Genomic DNA, 15591 nt, shown 5'->3' with positions numbered 1-15591 from the left:
AGAAGGGGTAGGATACCCGCCATCTTTTCCCAGTCTTGTTATCGGAGTTGCCCATGAGCGCCGTCACTCGCGCAGCGGTGGAAGCCGTCCTCAGCCAATACACCGACCCTTATCTGAACCAGGATCCGGTCAGCGCCGGTTGCGTGCGCAACATCGAAATCACTGGCGATCGCGTCAGCGTGCAGCTGGAAATCGGCTATGCCGCCGGTCTGTTCAAGAGCGGATGGGCGCAATTGCTGCAACTGGCCATCGAAAACCTCGACGGCGTGGTGACTGCCAAGGTCGAGGTCAACAGCGTGATCGCCGCGCACAAGGCCCAGGCGCAGATTCCGGGGCTGGCCAACGTCAAGAACGTGGTCGCCGTGGCATCGGGCAAGGGCGGTGTGGGCAAATCCACTACCGCTGCCAACCTGGCGCTGGCGCTGGCTCGCGAAGGCGCGAAGGTCGGGATTCTCGATGCCGATATCTACGGCCCGAGCCAGGGCATCATGTTCGGCATTGCCGAGGGTACCCGTCCGCAGGTCAAGGATCAGAAGTGGTTCGTGCCGCTGCAGGCCCATGGCGTGGAAGTGATGTCGATGGCGTTCCTGACCGACGACAACACGCCGATGGTCTGGCGTGGGCCGATGGTCTCCGGCGCGCTGCTGCAACTGGTCACGCAAACCGCTTGGGGCGACCTGGATTATCTGGTCATCGACATGCCGCCAGGCACCGGCGACATCCAGCTGACCCTGGCGCAGAAAGTCCCGGTGGCCGGGGCTGTAATCGTCACCACACCTCAGGATCTGGCGCTGCTCGACGCGCGTAAAGGCGTGGAGATGTTCCGCAAGGTCAACATTCCGGTGCTGGGCGTGGTGGAAAACATGGCCGTGCACATCTGCTCGAACTGTGGACATGCCGAGCATCTGTTCGGTGAGGGCGGTGGCGAGAAGCTGGCGACCCAGTTCGGCGTCGAGCTGCTGGCTTCGTTGCCGCTGTCGATGCTGATCCGCGAACAGGCCGACGGCGGCAAGCCAACGGTGATTTCCGAGCCGGACAGCCAGATCGCCATGGTTTATCAGGAGCTGGCCCGTCATGTGGGGGCGCGGATCGTGTTGCAGGAAGCGGCTTCGCCGGCGATGCCGAACATCACCATCAGCGACGATTGATTTTGCCGCGGCGCTAAAAAAACTGTGGGAGCGAGCTTGCTCGCGATAAGGCCATGACATTCACTATTGATGGTGACTGTTGTACCGCTATCGCGAGCAAGCTCGCTCCCACATAGTTTGTGGCAGGGCTTAAATGCGCAAACCGCCATCCATCTCCAGAATCCGGCCGGTGTAGTAGTCGTTCTCGAAGATGTACGCCGCCGAGTGGGCGATCTCTTCCGGCTTGCCCATGCGCTTGAGCGGAATGCCCGAGGTCATCTTCTCCAGCGCTTCTGGCTTCATGCCCAGAGTCATCTCGGTTTCGATAAAGCCCGGTGCGATGCCGGCCACGCGAATGCCGTAGCGCGCCAGTTCCTTGGCCCAGGTCACGGTCGCCGCAGCGACGCCGGCCTTGGCGGCGGAGTAGTTGGTCTGGCCGACGTTGCCCGCGCGGGAGATCGACGAGATGTTGATGATCGCGCCGCTGTTCTTCAGCTCGACCATTTTCGCTGCCACTTCACGGGTGCAGAGGAACACGCCGGTCAAGTTGACGTCGATCACCGCCTGCCACTGGGCCAGGCTCATCTTGGTCATCTCGCCGTCCTTGACCTTGAGCAGCAGGCCGTCGCGCAGGATCCCGGCGTTGTTGATCAGGCCGTGGATCGCGCCGAAGTCCTCGGCGACCTGGGCAACCATGTGCGTTACCTGCTCTTCGTTGGCGACGTTGCACAGGTAGCTGCGTGCCTCGACACCCTTGGCCTTGCAGGCTGCGACGGCGTCATCGAGTTTTTCCTGGTTCAGGTCGACCAGCGCCAGCTTCGCGCCCAGGCCTGCGAAATACTCGGCCATCGAGCGGCCCAAGCCTTGGCAACCGCCAGTGATAATGATTACTTTGTCGTTGAGTTGCATTCGCATGCCCCCGAGAGCAGGTCTGAGTGGTGTCCCTTATAGAGCGCCTCTCGATCCGCACCGGCCGGGGCCTGGTTGCACATGAGAATTGCCCGATGGCGTAACCGGGACTTGATCCCGATCGCCCGTCCGTTTTTTCGACGGATTCTATTTAAGGAGTCATAAATTGAGCGTTGAAGCGGCCAAGAATGCCCGAGAATTGCTTCTCAAGGAATACCGTGGCGTATTGTCGACCCACTCTAAATCGATGCCCGGTTTTCCATTCGGCTCCGTGGTTCCCTACTGTCTGGACGAGCAGGGCAGGCCGCTGATCCTGATCAGCCGCATCGCCCAGCACACCCACAACCTGCAGAAAGATCCGAAATGCTCGCTGCTGGTGGGTGAGCGCGAGGCCGACGATGTGCAAGCCGTTGGTCGCCTGACCTATCTGGCCGAGGCGGAAAAACTCGAAGACGCCGCAGCCATTGAAGCCGCCGCCGAGCGTTACTACCGTTATTTCCCCGATTCGCAGAATTACCACAAGGCTCACGACTTCGACTTCTGGGTGCTCAAACCGGTGCGTCATCGCTACATTGGCGGTTTCGGTGCGATCCACTGGGTCGATCACCTGACCCTGGCCAACCCGTTCGCCGGCAAGGCCGAGATCAGCATGGTCGAGCACATGAACAGTGACCACGCCAAGGCCATCGCCCATTACGTCGACCTCGCCGGGCTGCCGAAAACCGTACCGGCGCAATTGGCCGGGATCGACACCGAAGGCATGCACCTGCGCATTGGCCAGGCGCTGTACTGGCTGCCGTTTCAAGCGCCTTGTCATACGCCGATACAAGTGCGCGAGGCCTTGGTTTCTCTGGCTCACGCCGAGGTCTGGCCAAAAAATGCGGTGGCCGACGCTTGAATTCACGAAAGGGCGACGTCATCTAAGGCTTACTGCAAGGCATTTCTTGCGTTGAGGAAACTTTGATGCGCCCTTTTTTGTTGCTCTTTCTGCTGTTCCCGGTGTTGGAGCTGTTCGTATTCGTCAAAGTGGCAGGTTCGATCGGATTTTTCCCGGCCCTGCTGCTGATCATTCTCGGCTCGATGTTCGGCGTATTCGTGCTGCGCGTCGCCGGGCTGGCCACCGCACTGCGTGCCCGTGAAAGCCTGAACCGCGGCGAACTGCCTGCGCAAACCATGCTCGAAGGCCTGATGCTGGCCCTGGCCGGTGGTCTGTTGATCCTGCCGGGCTTCATCAGCGACGTGGTCGGTCTGGTGCTGCTGTTGCCGTTCAGTCGTCGACTGGTCGCCAACAAAATGCGCCAGCGCGCCGAAGAGCAGGCCATGCGCCAGCGCGCGTTCGCTGATGACCTGCAACCTCGCGGCGGTCCTGCACCGCGCCAGCCTCTTGGCCGCGAAGGTGATGTGATCGAAGGCGAATTCGAACACCGCGACACCAAGTAAAGTCTGCATCGACACGGCACCTTCGGGTGCCGTGTTCGTTTGTGGGGCTAATTCATGCAGCCTGCGTGAAAATTTTTTAGCCCCCGCCCTTGTAATAAGCTTATGCGCCCTTATGTATCGGTCACCGAAAGGTTTCCGACATTTTGAGTCGGACAGACTTCCGCGGTTCGCTCGACGAGCCGCAACCGGCGCAGGCCGGATTCGTTAAACCCGCCGGGACTACACCGGCCGATGAAAACCACAATTAGGAGAGATCGACAATGAAGCTTCGTCCTCTGCATGACCGCGTCGTTATCCGTCGCAGCGAAGAAGAAAAGAAAACCGCTGGCGGTATCGTCCTGCCAGGTTCGGCTGCTGAAAAAGCCAACCACGGTGTGATCGTCGCTGCAGGCCCAGGCAAGACTCTGGAAAACGGTGAAGTGCGTGCGCTGGCCGTTAAAGTCGGCGACAAGGTTGTGTTCGGTCCTTACTCCGGCAGCAACACTGTGAAAGTCGACGGCGAAGACCTGCTGGTAATGGCTGAGAACGAGATTCTCGCTGTACTGGAAGGTTGATTTCCCGCTCATTTTCCCGCTACTACAAAGTATTTAAGGAATATCGATCATGGCTGCTAAAGAAGTTAAATTCGGCGATTCCGCCCGCAAGAAGATGCTGGTTGGCGTAAACGTCCTGGCTGACGCGGTAAAAGCGACCCTGGGCCCGAAAGGCCGTAACGTGATCCTCGAGAAGAGCTTCGGCGCTCCGACCATCACCAAGGACGGCGTTTCCGTCGCCAAAGAAATCGAACTCGAAGACCGTTTCGAAAACATGGGCGCGCAGCTGGTCAAAGACGTTGCCTCCCGTGCCAACGATGACGCTGGTGACGGTACTACCACTGCTACCGTTCTGGCTCAGTCGATCGTCAACGAAGGCCTGAAAGCCGTCGCTGCCGGCATGAACCCGATGGACCTGAAGCGCGGTATCGACAAAGCGACCATCGCGATCGTCAAAGAGCTGAAAGCCCTGTCCAAGCCATGCGCTGACACCAAGGCTATCGCTCAGGTCGGCACCATCTCCGCCAACTCCGACAACTCCATCGGCGACATCATTGCCGAAGCCATGGAAAAAGTCGGCAAAGAAGGCGTGATCACCGTTGAAGAAGGCTCGGGCCTGGAAAACGAACTGTCGGTTGTAGAAGGCATGCAGTTCGACCGTGGCTACCTGTCCCCGTACTTCGTCAACAAGCCGGACACCATGGTTGCCGAGCTGGAAGGCGCGCTGATCCTGCTGGTCGACAAAAAGATCTCGAACATCCGCGAAATGCTGCCAGTGCTGGAAGCCGTTGCCAAAGCCGGCCGTCCACTGCTGATCGTTGCCGAAGACGTTGAAGGCGAAGCCCTGGCGACTCTGGTCGTGAACAACATGCGTGGCATCGTTAAAGTCGCAGCCGTCAAGGCTCCAGGCTTCGGCGACCGTCGCAAGGCCATGCTGCAGGACATCGCCGTTCTGACCGGCGGTACCGTTATCTCTGAAGAGATCGGCCTGAGCCTGGAAAGCACCACCCTGGAACACCTGGGTAGCGCCAAGCGCGTGACCCTGTCCAAGGAAAACACCATCATCGTTGACGGTGCTGGCGTTCAAGGCGACATCGAAGCCCGTATCGCTCAGATCCGTGCCCAGGTTGCCGAGACTTCCTCGGACTACGACCGTGAAAAACTGCAAGAGCGTCTGGCCAAGCTGTCCGGCGGCGTTGCGGTGATCAAGGTTGGCGCCGGTTCCGAAGTTGAAATGAAAGAGAAGAAAGCCCGCGTTGAAGACGCCCTGCACGCAACCCGCGCAGCCGTTGAAGAAGGCGTGGTACCTGGCGGTGGCGTAGCGCTGATCCGCGCTCTGGAAGCCCTGACCGAACTGAAAGGCGACAACGCTGACCAGAACGTCGGTATCGCTGTACTGCGTCGCGCTGTTGAAGCGCCGCTGCGCCAGATCGTTGCCAACTCCGGCGACGAGCCAAGCGTGGTTGTCGACAAGGTCAAGAACGGCGAAGGCAGCTTCGGCTACAACGCTGCTACCGGCGAATACGGCGACATGATCGAAATGGGCATCCTGGACCCAACCAAGGTAACCCGTTCGGCTCTGCAAGCTGCAGCCTCCATCGGCGGTCTGATCCTGACCACCGAAGCTGCTGTTGCTGACGCACCGAAGAAAGAAGGTGCAGCTGGCGGCGGTATGCCAGACATGGGCGGCATGGGTGGCATGGGCGGCATGATGTAAGCCAGCCTTACCCCGGTAACGAAAAAACCCGTCTGCGAGAGCAGACGGGTTTTTTTATTGCCCGCGTTTCAGGGTTCAGGCGTTGGCGGGTTGTGCCAGCGTCGTGGCCTGGTTCTTGGCTGCCGGGCGATACAAAACCCAGTAATACGAGCCCAGACAGATCAGCCAGCAGAAAATCGCCGTCCACACGTTGTGGGAGAAGAAGTGCGCGCCCTGCATCATCCGGCTGATCGAGAACACCGAGCCCAGCGCGAAGGCAAAGATGAACGCCTGACGGGCCAGCCGTGGGCGACGGTCACGCAGCACGAAGAACAGCGCAAACAAGGTGAAACCGGTGGCCGCATGACCACCCGGCCAGCAACGACCGGGCTTGTCGGTCGGCGGGCGATGATCCAGCAGTTTGCTGTAGGTTTCGTGGCCGCCGAACTGTTCGAGGCTCCATGGGCATTGCACCGCAGTCACCGCTTTCACCGGCGTGACAAACGAGGTGGCCAGACCCAGCGACAACACCAGGCAGCCCAGCTCACGCTTGAACGGTTTGAGACGTTCGATGAAAAACGCGCCGATGAAGCCCAGGATGGCAAACACCGAAAAGGCGATCACCACTTGTTTGGCGCGATCGTGGAGGATGTTTTCCAGGAAGTAACTGTGGCGGCCGATGAAGTCGCCGGCAGCCGGGTCATAGAAAAGCCGGGCCAGATCCATGTCCAGATCGGTCAGCTCCAGCAGTACCAGAATGACGGCCGCCGCGGCGGGAATCCCCAGGCACAACCAGAAATTCAGCGGGCGAGGGGCAGGGCGTACAACGCTTGATGACATGACATATCCAGAGCGGGAAACGCCCCGGGGCATCAGCCCGGGGCGCTTCGATTAACGTTCGCTGATTTGCTCGGCACCCTCCTTGGGCGCTTTCCAGCCAAGCAGCTGTTGCTTGAAGCCATAACTGGCGGTTTGGTAATAGGTGATGGCGCGGCTGATCAGCGGGTCGTCGCTGGCGGCTTTGGACTCGCGGCTTTCGGTCAGCGCATCGTCATGCCGGCGCAGACCCTGACGCGGGCTGAGGATTGCCAGATCCTTGCCGTCAAACAGCCCCAGATGTTGATAATTACCGACCACGACCCGTGGTGGCAGCGGGTTGTCCTGCAGCAGGTTGCGACCGAAGAACGTCGATTGGTAATCCAGGTTCAGCAACCCCAGCAGGGTTGGCGCGAGATCGATCTGGCTGGCCAGTTGCGCGTTTTCCCGTGGTTCGATCAGCTTCGGTGCATAGATGAACAGCGGGATCTGGTAGTTGCTGATCGGCAAGTCTTCCTTGCCCGCGCTGCCGGCGGTGTGGTCGGCGACGAAGATGAAGATCGTGTTGTCGAACCACGGTTTCTGCCGCGCCTGGTCCAGGAACTGGCCGATGGCGTAGTCGGTGTATTTCACCGCACCATCGCGACCGTTGCCGGACTTGATGTCGATCCGGTTGTCCGGATAGGTGTAAGGGCGGTGGTTGGACGTGGTCATCAGTTGCAACAGGAAAGGCTGCTGTCTGGCGTAATCGGCATCGGCCAGTTTCAGGGTCTGCTTGTACAGATCCTCGTCGGCCATGCCCCAGGCATTCTTGAAGTGAATCTCCGATTCATCGACGCTGCTCTGATCGACGACGCGGTAGCCGTTGCCGCTGAAGAACGCGTTCATGTTGTCGAAGTAACCGCGTCCGCCGTAGACGAACACGCTGTCGTAGCCGACGGCGCTGAGTTGCTGGCCGAGGCTGGCGAAGCCGCTTTCGCGGCCGATGCGCTTGACGATCGAACGGCCCGGCGTCGGCGGAATGGCCAGCGTGATGGCTTCCAGGCCCCGATCGGTGCGGGTACCGGTGGCGTAGAAGTTGTTGAAATACAGACTCTGCTTGCGCAGGGCGTCGAGGTTCGGTGTCAGGTTGCGCTCATCGCCATTGCTGCCCAGGTACTTGGCGCTCAGGCTTTCGATGGTCACCAGCACGATGTTCGGTTTGCGGGTGATACCGGGGTTGTCGATCACCCGGCGGATATCCTGTGGATCCTGGCCGATGAAGCGCGCGTTGGGCTCGCTCAATTCGGCCCGGATCTGATGAGCGACTTTTTCCGGCGCGAGGCTGCTGTAGAACTGGCCATAGTCCAGTTCGTTGTTACGGAACGCGGCAAAGAACTGATACGGGCCATTGCTCGCCAGTTCATTCTGATAGGCATTGCCGCCCTGGGTGCGCGGCGCGTCCTGACTGAGCAGTTGCAGGCTCAGCCCCGCGACGACCAACAGACCGAGGGCGTTGAGCAGGCGACCGCGCAATGGCGGCAGCGGAGCGTCCAGCGCCGCGTTGAAAGGTTTGCGTAACGCGAAACTCAGCGCGACGGCGAGCAGCGCAAGAATGCTCAGCAACGTACCGATCGGGTACGACTCCAGCACGTTGTTCAGGACTTCATCGGAATACACCAGATAGTCGACGGCGATGAAGTTGAAGCGCACACCGAATTCGTCCCAGAACAGCCATTCGGCCACGGAGGTGAACAGCATCGCGAACAGGCTGACAGTCAGCAGCCCTTGAAGGAACCAACGATGTCCGCGACGGCGCCAGAGGGCCGGCGGGCACAGCAACAGGTACAAGCCCATCGGCAGCGCGGCATAGGCGAGAAAGCCCAGGTCGTACAGCAAGCCGATGCCGAACATGGAAAATGCCACGCCGCCGGCCTCATCCAGATGAGTCAGCAGCAGCACGGTTCGGGTCAGGAGAAATACCACCAGCCAGGCGCCGGTGACGAGCAGCAGAAAGCGCATGGGCGCAGTCTTCAGAAAGTCCATTGTCTACATTCCTTATATCTAATGGCGCGAGAGTTTCGCGTTGTCACTGTAGTCAGGTTGTGAACCGATAGTGAAAAACTTGTTAAAGGTTGAATTCGGTTGAAAGACTCGATTTGTGCGCTCTCGCACCCTAGCCCTGAGCCGACGATGGCCGTAAGCTGCGCGGGCCAAGACGGCCGTTACCGTGTACGGAGGAGGTGCCCATGCGAATTCTATTGGTCGAAGACAACCGCGATATTCTGGCCAATCTGGCCGATTATCTGGGGCTCAAAGGCTATACCGTCGATTGCGCCCAGGACGGTCTGTCGGGCCTGCATCTGGCGGCCACCGAGCATTACGACCTGATCGTGCTCGACATCATGCTGCCGGGCATCGACGGCTACACCCTGTGCAAGCGCCTGCGCGAAGACGCCCGTCGCGATACGCCGGTGATCATGCTCACCGCGCGCGATCAGCTCGACGATCGCTTGCAAGGCTTCAAGTCCGGAGCCGACGATTATCTGGTCAAGCCGTTTGCGCTGTCGGAACTGGCGGCCCGGGTCGAAGCCGTAATGCGCCGCACTCAGGGCGGCGGTCGTCGCGCCCTGCAGGTCGGCGATCTGAGCTACGACCTCGATACCCTCGAAGTGACCCGCGAAGGCAAATTGCTCAAGCTCAACCCGGTCGGCCTCAAACTGCTGGCAGTGCTGATGCAAAAGAGCCCGCATGTCCTGCGTCGGGAAATTCTAGAAGAAGCCCTGTGGGGCGACGATTGCCCGGACAGCGACAGCTTGCGCAGTCATGTTCACCAATTGCGTCAGGTTATCGACAAGCCGTTCGCCAAGCCTTTGCTGCACACCGTGCACGGCGTGGGCTACCGCTTGGCCGAGGGCCGCGATGGAGTTTAAGCAAAGCCTTGCCCAACGGATCATCATCGCTTTTGCGTTGATGAGTGCGCTGGTGGCCGGGGCGTTCGCCATGGGTATCGTGGCGACCGTGCATCTGGTTGAAGAGAAGCTGATTTCCGCCGGGCTGGGCGGCGACTTGCAGCGTCTGTTGCTGATGGACAATGTCTCTGACTGGAGTCATCGCCCGGAACCGGACCAATTGTTCTACTTCAGCGGCGGGCCGGGTGATTTTGAACTGCCCAAGGATCTGCGACATCTGGATTCGGGCTTTCACGAAGTGTTTCGCGAACAGCTGTCCTATCACGCGATGGTCGAAATCGTCGACGGTCGACGTTACGTGTTATTGCAGGACCAAAGCGATTTCGAAGAACGCGAGCGGGTACTGTTCGCCGTCGTGCTGGTGGGCTTCGTCCTCAGTCTGGCGTTGGCAGTGTTTCTCGGTTGGGTATTGGCGCGCAAAGTGATGGCCCCGGTCGTGCGGCTGGCTCGCCAGGTGCGGCACCGCGACCAGTTGCTGGGACTGGCGCCGCCGCTGGCCCCGGACTACGCAGCCGATGAAGTGGGCGAACTGGCGGTGGCGTTCGATGCGACGCTTGGGCGTTTGCGTCAGGCGTTGACGCGGGAGCGTTTGTTCACCAGCGACGTCAGCCATGAATTGCGTACGCCATTGATGGTGTTGGCCAGTTCCTGTGAGCTGCTGCTGGAGAATCCGGCTATCGATCAGCGCGGCCGCGCTCAGGTTCAGCGGATTGCACGGGCCAGCGAAGAAATGCGTGAGCTGGTGCAGACCTTCCTGATGTTGGCCCGTGCCCAGCGCGAGGATTCGGGAGCTGCACCCCGGCACACCCTCGCGCAAGTGGCAGACAGCTTGCTTTGTCTGTGGCGCGAGCCCATCGAGTCCAAGGGTTTACAACTGATTTTCGAACCGGGCAACCCGCCCGACACCCTTTATAACGCGACGTTGTTGAACGCGGTGATGGGTAATTTGCTACGCAACGCCTTGCATTACACCGAGCAGGGCTTCATTCGCCTGACGCTCAACGACAACGGTTTTGTCGTCGAGGACTCGGGCGTCGGCATTCCCGAGGAAAAACGCGAGGCCATGTTCCAGCCCTTCGTGCGTGGCAACGAAAAACGCGGTGATGGTCTCGGGTTGGGACTTTCGCTTGTGCAGCGCATCTGCGAGAACCAGGGCTGGAGCGTTACCTTGAACACGATGGAGCCCAATGGCTGTCGTTTCGAGGTTGATCTGTGCAAGCACTGAGTGAATTTCGTTGCGCGACAAATACCGCCAACCTGTCTGAATCCTGTATAAACTTGAAATAGTTTGTCGATTTACATGACGTTTTTTTCACAAAGAGATGACCTGACACTGACATGGCACTACTTAAGGTGGTGCCATCCGTAATTCAGGAGTCCTGGTGATGGCCGGCCCGATCAAACTCGATTTTTCCGAAAAATACGACGACAAACATGCACAGAAATATCTGCGCAAACACCAGGACGGACTGGGGCGTCGCTTGTCCAACTGGCGTGATCAGCAGTTGGCTCGCAAAGCGCTGACGCTGGTTGGCGAGCCGGGCCTGGTTCTGGATTTACCCTGTGGCGCCGGCCGTTTCTGGCCATTGCTGGCGGAAAAGCCCAACCGCGTAATCATCGGTGCGGACAATTCCGAGTCGATGATCAAGACCGCGATGCAAGGGCAACCGGCGGATGTGGTGAAACGGGTACAACCCTTGCACACGTCTGCGTTCGATATCGCTTTGCCCGACAATGCCGTCGACAGCATTTTCTGCATGCGACTGCTGCATCATATCGGTGAGGCCGAGCACCGCCGGGCGATTCTGCGCGAGTTCGAGCGTGTGACCCGGGACAGTGTGATCATTTCGTTGTGGGTCGATGGCAATTTCAAAGCCTGGAAACGCAAGCGCGCCGAGCGCAAGCGTGGGCAGGAAGGTTACCAGAACCGGTTTGTGTTACCGGCAGCAACGGTTGAAAAGGAATTCGAGGAGGCCGGATTCCGGATCCAGGAACAACTGGACTTTATTCCGCTCTATGCCATGTGGCGAGTCTACGTATTACGCAAGAGGTAAGAGGATGGCAGTGCAATTTGCAGCAGAAACGGAAGTCGCTCCCGAGGATCGCTTCGACTACTACTGGAACCAGCGCGGCGAATGGGTCGAGGAACCCAATGTGCGCCGTGGTGGCGAAAGTGGTGTGCAACGAGTCATGGGGCGCGAGGGCCAACTGCTGTATGCCAAACGCCAGACCGGACATATCTATCGCAGCTGGCTGCACCCGTTCGGGCGACCGACCGTGCTGCGCGAGCTCGATGCGCTGACGGGGGTTTCCCGACTCGGCGTCAGGGTTCCCGAAATCGTTTTCTGTGGTGCCCAACCCGATCCGCAATTCAAATGGCGTGCGCTGTTGGTGACCAAGTCGCTTGATGGCTTTCAGGAGCTTGAGCAATGGGAAGCCGGTGGTGGTCGCGAGCATTATGGCGAAGCCGTCTATGAGCGCGTGCTCAAAGACCTCGCTGAGAACCTGGCGCGCATGCACAAGGGCCGCTGGCAGCACAGCTGCATCTACATCAAGCACGTGTTTGTGCGGGTGACGGGCGAAGGTGAGTCGGCCAAGGTTGAAGTCGCCCTGATCGATCTCGAAAAATGCCGTCAACGTCTGACCGCTCATCGCGCGGCCGCCCATGACATGAAGCAATTGCGCCGCCACTCGTCGTTCAGCGCGACGGACTGGAAAAAACTCGTCTACTTTTATGAGACGGCGTTTGGCAGCGCTATCAAAGGTTTATAGCGATGAAACTAGAAATTGCTCGAGGTTTGTTTCTGGTAGGAGCCTTGGCAGTTGCATCATTGGCGGTGGCGGCCTGGGAACAGCCACGCATGCAGGTGATCGGCGCATCGGACAGCGGTGTCCACTGCCCGATGCCACGTGTGGCGAAAGCCACCGTATCTACTCAGCCTGACCATGATCTGTTGTTGTTCATGTTCGGACTTTCTCAAAGGATGAGGCCGCAGAGCTGAATCGATTGAAGCCTCTTTCTACAAGAGCCAAAGGCCTCGCTGATGCGAGGCCTTTTTTATTGCGGCATGGCTTTTTACTGCGTCATGGCTTGGGATCGGGTTTCGCCAGCACGGTGTAAACGCATGGCAGGACAAACAGCGTGAACAATGTCCCGATCGACATCCCCGTGGCAATCACCGTCCCGATGTCGAAACGGCTGACCGCACCGGCGCCGGTGGCCACGATCAGCGGCACCATGCCGAAGACCATCGCAGCGGTGGTCATCAACACCGGGCGCAGACGAATTGCCGCAGCTTCCTCTACAGCTTCCCGTGGTGTCAGCCCCTTGTCCTTGCGCAGCTGATTGGCGAATTCGACGATCAGAATCCCGTGTTTGCTGATCAGCCCGATCAGTGTCACCAGCCCGACCTGGGTGTAGATGTTCATGCTCGACCAGCCGAGGAACAACGGAATCAGCGCCCCGCAAATCGACAACGGCACGGTCACCAGAATGACCAGCGGATCGCGGAAGCTTTCGAACTGCGCCGCGAGCACCAGGAAAATGATCGCCAAAGCCAGGGCGAAGGTCACCCACAGTGCGCTGCCTTCCTGGACGAACTGTCGGGATGCGCCGCCGTAATCGAAGGCAAAACCGGCCGGGGCCTCTTCCCGGGCGATCTGCAACACGCTGTCGATGGCTTCACCCATGCTCACCAGCGGGAACCCGGACAGCTTCGCCGCGTTGAGTTGCTGGAACTGGTTGAGTTGGCGCGGTCGTGCGCGGTCGGTCACGGTAATCAGGGTCGAAAGCGGCAGCAGTTCGCCTTCGGTGTTTTTCACGTAGTAATTGTTCAGCCAGTCCGGGTTGTCGCGGTAGGCCCGTGCGACCTGGGCGATAACCTTGTAGCTGCGGCCCTCGATGGTGAACCGGTTGATCTCGGCTTCGCCCAGCAGGGTGGCGAGGGTGCCGCCCAGATCCTGCATCGACACACCCATCTGCGCAGCCTTGGCGCGGTCGATATCGACCACGACTTCCGGTTTGTCGAAAGCCAGGTCAAGGTCGACGAAGGCGAACTTGCCCGACTCCATCGCACGCTTCTTGATCCGGTCGGCCACTTGCAGCAATAGCTCGTAGTCATTGGCGGTGTTGATTACAAACTCGAACGGCAGGCCTTCACCGGTGCCGGGCAGGGACGGCAGGTTGAAGCCGAAGATCTGCAGGCCCGGAATGCCCTCGAGTTTGCCCTGCACTTCGGGGAGGATCTCCATTTGCGTGCGGCTGCGCTCGTTCCACGGCTTGAGCAGGAAGCCGCCGATGCCACTCTGCACGCCGTTATAGCCGTTGATCTGGAACGAGGAGTAGTACTCCGGAAATTCCTTGAAGATCTTGATGAACTCGTCGGTGTAGGTGTTCAGGTAATCGAGGTTGGTCGGTTGCGGGGCGTTGGCCATCATGAAAATGATGCCCTGATCCTCGTCCGGCGCCAGTTCCGACTTGGTGAACTTGAGCAGCACCGGAATCAGGCACAACACGATTACCGCGAACACCAGCACCACCGGCCGGGTGTTGAGCGTGCCGTGCAGCATGCTCTGATAGCGCCGCTTGAGGCTGTCGAAAATCCGGTCCAGTCGATGGGCCAGGCCCGTGGGGTTTTCGTCGTGGCGCAGCAGCACGGCGCACATCATCGGCGACAGGGTCAGGGCGACGATCCCGGAGATCACCACTGCGCCGGCCAGCGTCAATGCAAACTCCTTGAACAGCGCCCCGGTCAGCCCGGTGAGGAAACCGATGGGGGCATACACCGCCGCCAGGGTGATGGTCATCGACACCACCGGCATCGCAATTTCCCGGGCGCCTTCGAGTGCGGCCTCCAGCGGGGACTTGCCTTCCTCGATGTGCCGGTGAATGTTCTCCACCACCACAATCGCGTCGTCCACCACCAGCCCGATGGCCAGCACCATCGCCAGCAGAGTCAGCAGGTTGATCGAGTAGCCCATCATCTGCATGAAGAACATCACGCCGATCATCGACAGCGGAATAGTCACTACCGGAATGACCACCGAACGCAGGGCGCCGAGGAACAGGAACACCACCACGATCACGATCAGCACGGCTTCGAACAGGGTTTTCACCACTTCGTCGATCGATGCCTGAATGAACAGCGTGGCGTCGTAGGCGATCTCGCTCTTGAGGTTGGGCGGTAGCTGGGCTTCCAGTTCCGGCATGATCTTGCGCACTTCCTTGATCACGTCCAGCGGGTTGGCGCCGGGCGTGGCCTTGATCCCGATGTAAACCGAAGGTGTACCGCCGAAGGAACTGATGGAGTTGTAGTTTTCCGCGCCCATCTCGACCCGTGCCACATCGCTGAGCAACACCCGGCTGTCGCCACTGACCTTGAGCGGGATCTTGCCGAAGGCTTCGGCGGACTTCAGTTCGGTGTTGGCGTTGATGCTGGTGACCACGTACTCGCCTTTCACTTCGCCGGCGGCGGAGAGGAAGTTGTACTGGCGCACCGCGTTGGTCACGTCACCAGCGCTGAGGCCGAAGCCGGCGAGTTTCACCGGATCGATCCACAGGCGCATGGCGAACACCTGGTTGCCGAGAATCTCTGCCTCGGCCATGCCCGGCAGGGTCGCCAGTTTCGGCTGGATTACCCGTGACAGGTAGTCGGTGATCTGCGGATTGTTCAGCTCCTTGCTGAAGAAACTGATGTACATCAGCGCCGAGGCGTCGGCGGCTTCCTTGCTCAGCACCGGGTCTTCGGCATCTTGCGGCAGTTTGTTTTTCACCTCGTTGGCCTTGGCCAGCAGTTCGGTGAACAAGCGGTCGCTGTTGGAACCGATGCGCGCGTAGATCGAAATCACCGAGAAGTTCTGGCGACTGACCGAGGTCATGTAGTCGATGCCCTCGGCGCTGGCCAGGCTCTGTTGCATCGGCTGGGTGATGTAGCCCTGGATGGTTTCAGCGTTGGCCCCGGGGTACGCGGTGGTCACCGTGATCAGCGCGTTTTCCATTTGCGGATACTGGCGCAGCGGCAGTTTGCTCCAGGCCTGGAAGCCCAGCAGCACAATCAGCAGGCTGACCACGGTGGCGAGCACCGGGCGGCGGATGAACGGATCGGTAAAAGCCATGGGGT

The 15591-nt window shown here is 59.6% G+C and carries 14 protein-coding genes; 10 read left to right on the top strand and 4 right to left on the bottom strand.

Annotated elements, in window-relative coordinates; all coding sequences use genetic code 11:
- Window positions 1–53: 53 nt before the first annotated feature.
- The gene (apbC, locus tag N8H71_RS20460) at window positions 54–1148 is read left to right on the top strand and encodes an iron-sulfur cluster carrier protein ApbC (RefSeq protein WP_085699657.1); all 1095 of its coding nucleotides are present in this window, start codon (window positions 54–56) and stop codon (window positions 1146–1148) included.
- Window positions 1149–1277: 129 nt separating this feature from the next.
- Here apbC and N8H71_RS20455 read toward each other — a convergent pair whose 3' ends face one another.
- Window positions 1278–2036 (bottom strand): SDR family oxidoreductase, encoded by a 759-nt coding sequence (locus tag N8H71_RS20455; RefSeq protein WP_085709540.1) that lies wholly within the window; start codon window positions 2034–2036, stop codon window positions 1278–1280.
- 166 nt (window positions 2037–2202) lie between these two features.
- On the opposite strand from N8H71_RS20455, the gene N8H71_RS20450 reads away from it, so the two are divergent.
- The 4 genes from N8H71_RS20450 to groL all read left to right on the top strand — a co-directional run bounded on the left by N8H71_RS20450 (window position 2203) and on the right by groL (window position 5726).
- Window positions 2203–2934 carry a HugZ family protein gene (locus N8H71_RS20450; protein ID WP_221533552.1) on the top strand — a complete coding sequence of 244 codons (732 nt, stop codon included), beginning with the start codon at window positions 2203–2205 and terminating at the stop codon, window positions 2932–2934.
- A 65-nt stretch (window positions 2935–2999) separates the two neighbouring features.
- Window positions 3000–3476 (top strand): FxsA family protein, encoded by a 477-nt coding sequence (locus tag N8H71_RS20445; protein ID WP_007953217.1) that lies wholly within the window; start codon window positions 3000–3002, stop codon window positions 3474–3476.
- Window positions 3477–3736: 260 nt separating this feature from the next.
- Complete coding sequence (locus N8H71_RS20440; protein WP_003227685.1) at window positions 3737–4030, top strand: co-chaperone GroES; 294 nt, start codon at window positions 3737–3739, stop codon at window positions 4028–4030.
- A 49-nt stretch (window positions 4031–4079) separates the two neighbouring features.
- Window positions 4080–5726, top strand: a complete 1647-nt coding sequence (groL, locus tag N8H71_RS20435; protein WP_007953220.1) for a chaperonin GroEL — start codon at window positions 4080–4082, stop codon at window positions 5724–5726.
- A gap of 75 nt (window positions 5727–5801) precedes the next feature.
- On the opposite strand, the gene N8H71_RS20430 is transcribed toward groL, so the two are convergent.
- A complete protein-coding gene (locus N8H71_RS20430; protein ID WP_262195414.1) occupies window positions 5802–6545 on the bottom strand; it encodes a phosphatase PAP2 family protein in 744 nt (247 codons plus the stop codon).
- Between the two features lie 51 nt (window positions 6546–6596).
- Complete coding sequence (locus N8H71_RS20425; RefSeq protein ID WP_262195413.1) at window positions 6597–8546, bottom strand: LTA synthase family protein; 1950 nt, start codon at window positions 8544–8546, stop codon at window positions 6597–6599.
- 203 nt (window positions 8547–8749) lie between these two features.
- On the opposite strand from N8H71_RS20425, the gene colR reads away from it, so the two are divergent.
- The 5 genes from colR (at window position 8750) to N8H71_RS20400 (ending at window position 12474) form a co-directional block, all read left to right on the top strand.
- Entirely contained in the window at window positions 8750–9433 is a 684-nt protein-coding gene (gene colR, locus N8H71_RS20420) for a two-component system response regulator ColR (protein WP_007953224.1), read from the top strand.
- A complete protein-coding gene (locus tag N8H71_RS20415; RefSeq protein ID WP_262195411.1) occupies window positions 9423–10697 on the top strand; it encodes a sensor histidine kinase in 1275 nt (424 codons plus the stop codon). Before colR ends, N8H71_RS20415 begins: the two co-directional genes overlap by 11 nt.
- Window positions 10698–10857: 160 nt before the next feature.
- The gene (locus N8H71_RS20410) at window positions 10858–11526 is read left to right on the top strand and encodes a class I SAM-dependent methyltransferase (protein ID WP_262195409.1); all 669 of its coding nucleotides are present in this window, start codon (window positions 10858–10860) and stop codon (window positions 11524–11526) included.
- Window positions 11527–11530: 4 nt separating this feature from the next.
- On the top strand, window positions 11531–12244 hold the full coding sequence (locus tag N8H71_RS20405) for a lipopolysaccharide kinase InaA family protein (protein ID WP_262195408.1): 714 nt from the start codon (window positions 11531–11533) through the stop codon (window positions 12242–12244).
- A gap of 2 nt (window positions 12245–12246) precedes the next feature.
- A complete protein-coding gene (locus tag N8H71_RS20400) occupies window positions 12247–12474 on the top strand; it encodes a hypothetical protein (protein WP_262195407.1) in 228 nt (75 codons plus the stop codon).
- 82 nt (window positions 12475–12556) lie between these two features.
- On the opposite strand, the gene N8H71_RS20395 is transcribed toward N8H71_RS20400, so the two are convergent.
- The gene (locus N8H71_RS20395) at window positions 12557–15586 is read right to left on the bottom strand and encodes a multidrug efflux RND transporter permease subunit (RefSeq protein WP_262195403.1); all 3030 of its coding nucleotides are present in this window, start codon (window positions 15584–15586) and stop codon (window positions 12557–12559) included.
- Between the last annotated feature and the right edge of the window lie 5 nt (window positions 15587–15591).

It is taken from the genome of Pseudomonas koreensis, assembly GCF_025447595.1.
GTDB classification, from domain to species: domain Bacteria; phylum Pseudomonadota; class Gammaproteobacteria; order Pseudomonadales; family Pseudomonadaceae; genus Aquipseudomonas; species Aquipseudomonas koreensis_H.
Note: the sequence above shows the minus strand (reverse complement) of the source record. Positions and strands in the feature narration are given on the sequence as shown.

Excerpts from the sequence above, each read along its gene's own strand:
- apbC (WP_085699657.1), top strand. The coding sequence starts at position 54 with ATGAGCGCCGTCACTCGCGCAGCGGTGGAAGCCGTCCTCAGCCAATAC.
- N8H71_RS20455 (WP_085709540.1), bottom strand. The coding sequence starts at position 2,036 with ATGCAACTCAACGACAAAGTAATCATTATCACTGGCGGTTGCCAAGGC.
- N8H71_RS20445 (WP_007953217.1), top strand. The coding sequence starts at position 3,000 with ATGCGCCCTTTTTTGTTGCTCTTTCTGCTGTTCCCGGTGTTGGAGCTG.
- N8H71_RS20440 (WP_003227685.1), top strand. The coding sequence starts at position 3,737 with ATGAAGCTTCGTCCTCTGCATGACCGCGTCGTTATCCGTCGCAGCGAA.
- groL (WP_007953220.1), top strand. The coding sequence starts at position 4,080 with ATGGCTGCTAAAGAAGTTAAATTCGGCGATTCCGCCCGCAAGAAGATG.
- N8H71_RS20430 (WP_262195414.1), bottom strand. The coding sequence starts at position 6,545 with ATGTCATCAAGCGTTGTACGCCCTGCCCCTCGCCCGCTGAATTTCTGG.
- N8H71_RS20425 (WP_262195413.1), bottom strand. The coding sequence starts at position 8,546 with ATGGACTTTCTGAAGACTGCGCCCATGCGCTTTCTGCTGCTCGTCACC.
- colR (WP_007953224.1), top strand. The coding sequence starts at position 8,750 with ATGCGAATTCTATTGGTCGAAGACAACCGCGATATTCTGGCCAATCTG.
- N8H71_RS20415 (WP_262195411.1), top strand. The coding sequence starts at position 9,423 with ATGGAGTTTAAGCAAAGCCTTGCCCAACGGATCATCATCGCTTTTGCG.
- N8H71_RS20410 (WP_262195409.1), top strand. The coding sequence starts at position 10,858 with ATGGCCGGCCCGATCAAACTCGATTTTTCCGAAAAATACGACGACAAA.
- N8H71_RS20405 (WP_262195408.1), top strand. The coding sequence starts at position 11,531 with ATGGCAGTGCAATTTGCAGCAGAAACGGAAGTCGCTCCCGAGGATCGC.
- N8H71_RS20400 (WP_262195407.1), top strand. The coding sequence starts at position 12,247 with ATGAAACTAGAAATTGCTCGAGGTTTGTTTCTGGTAGGAGCCTTGGCA.
- N8H71_RS20395 (WP_262195403.1), bottom strand. The coding sequence starts at position 15,586 with ATGGCTTTTACCGATCCGTTCATCCGCCGCCCGGTGCTCGCCACCGTG.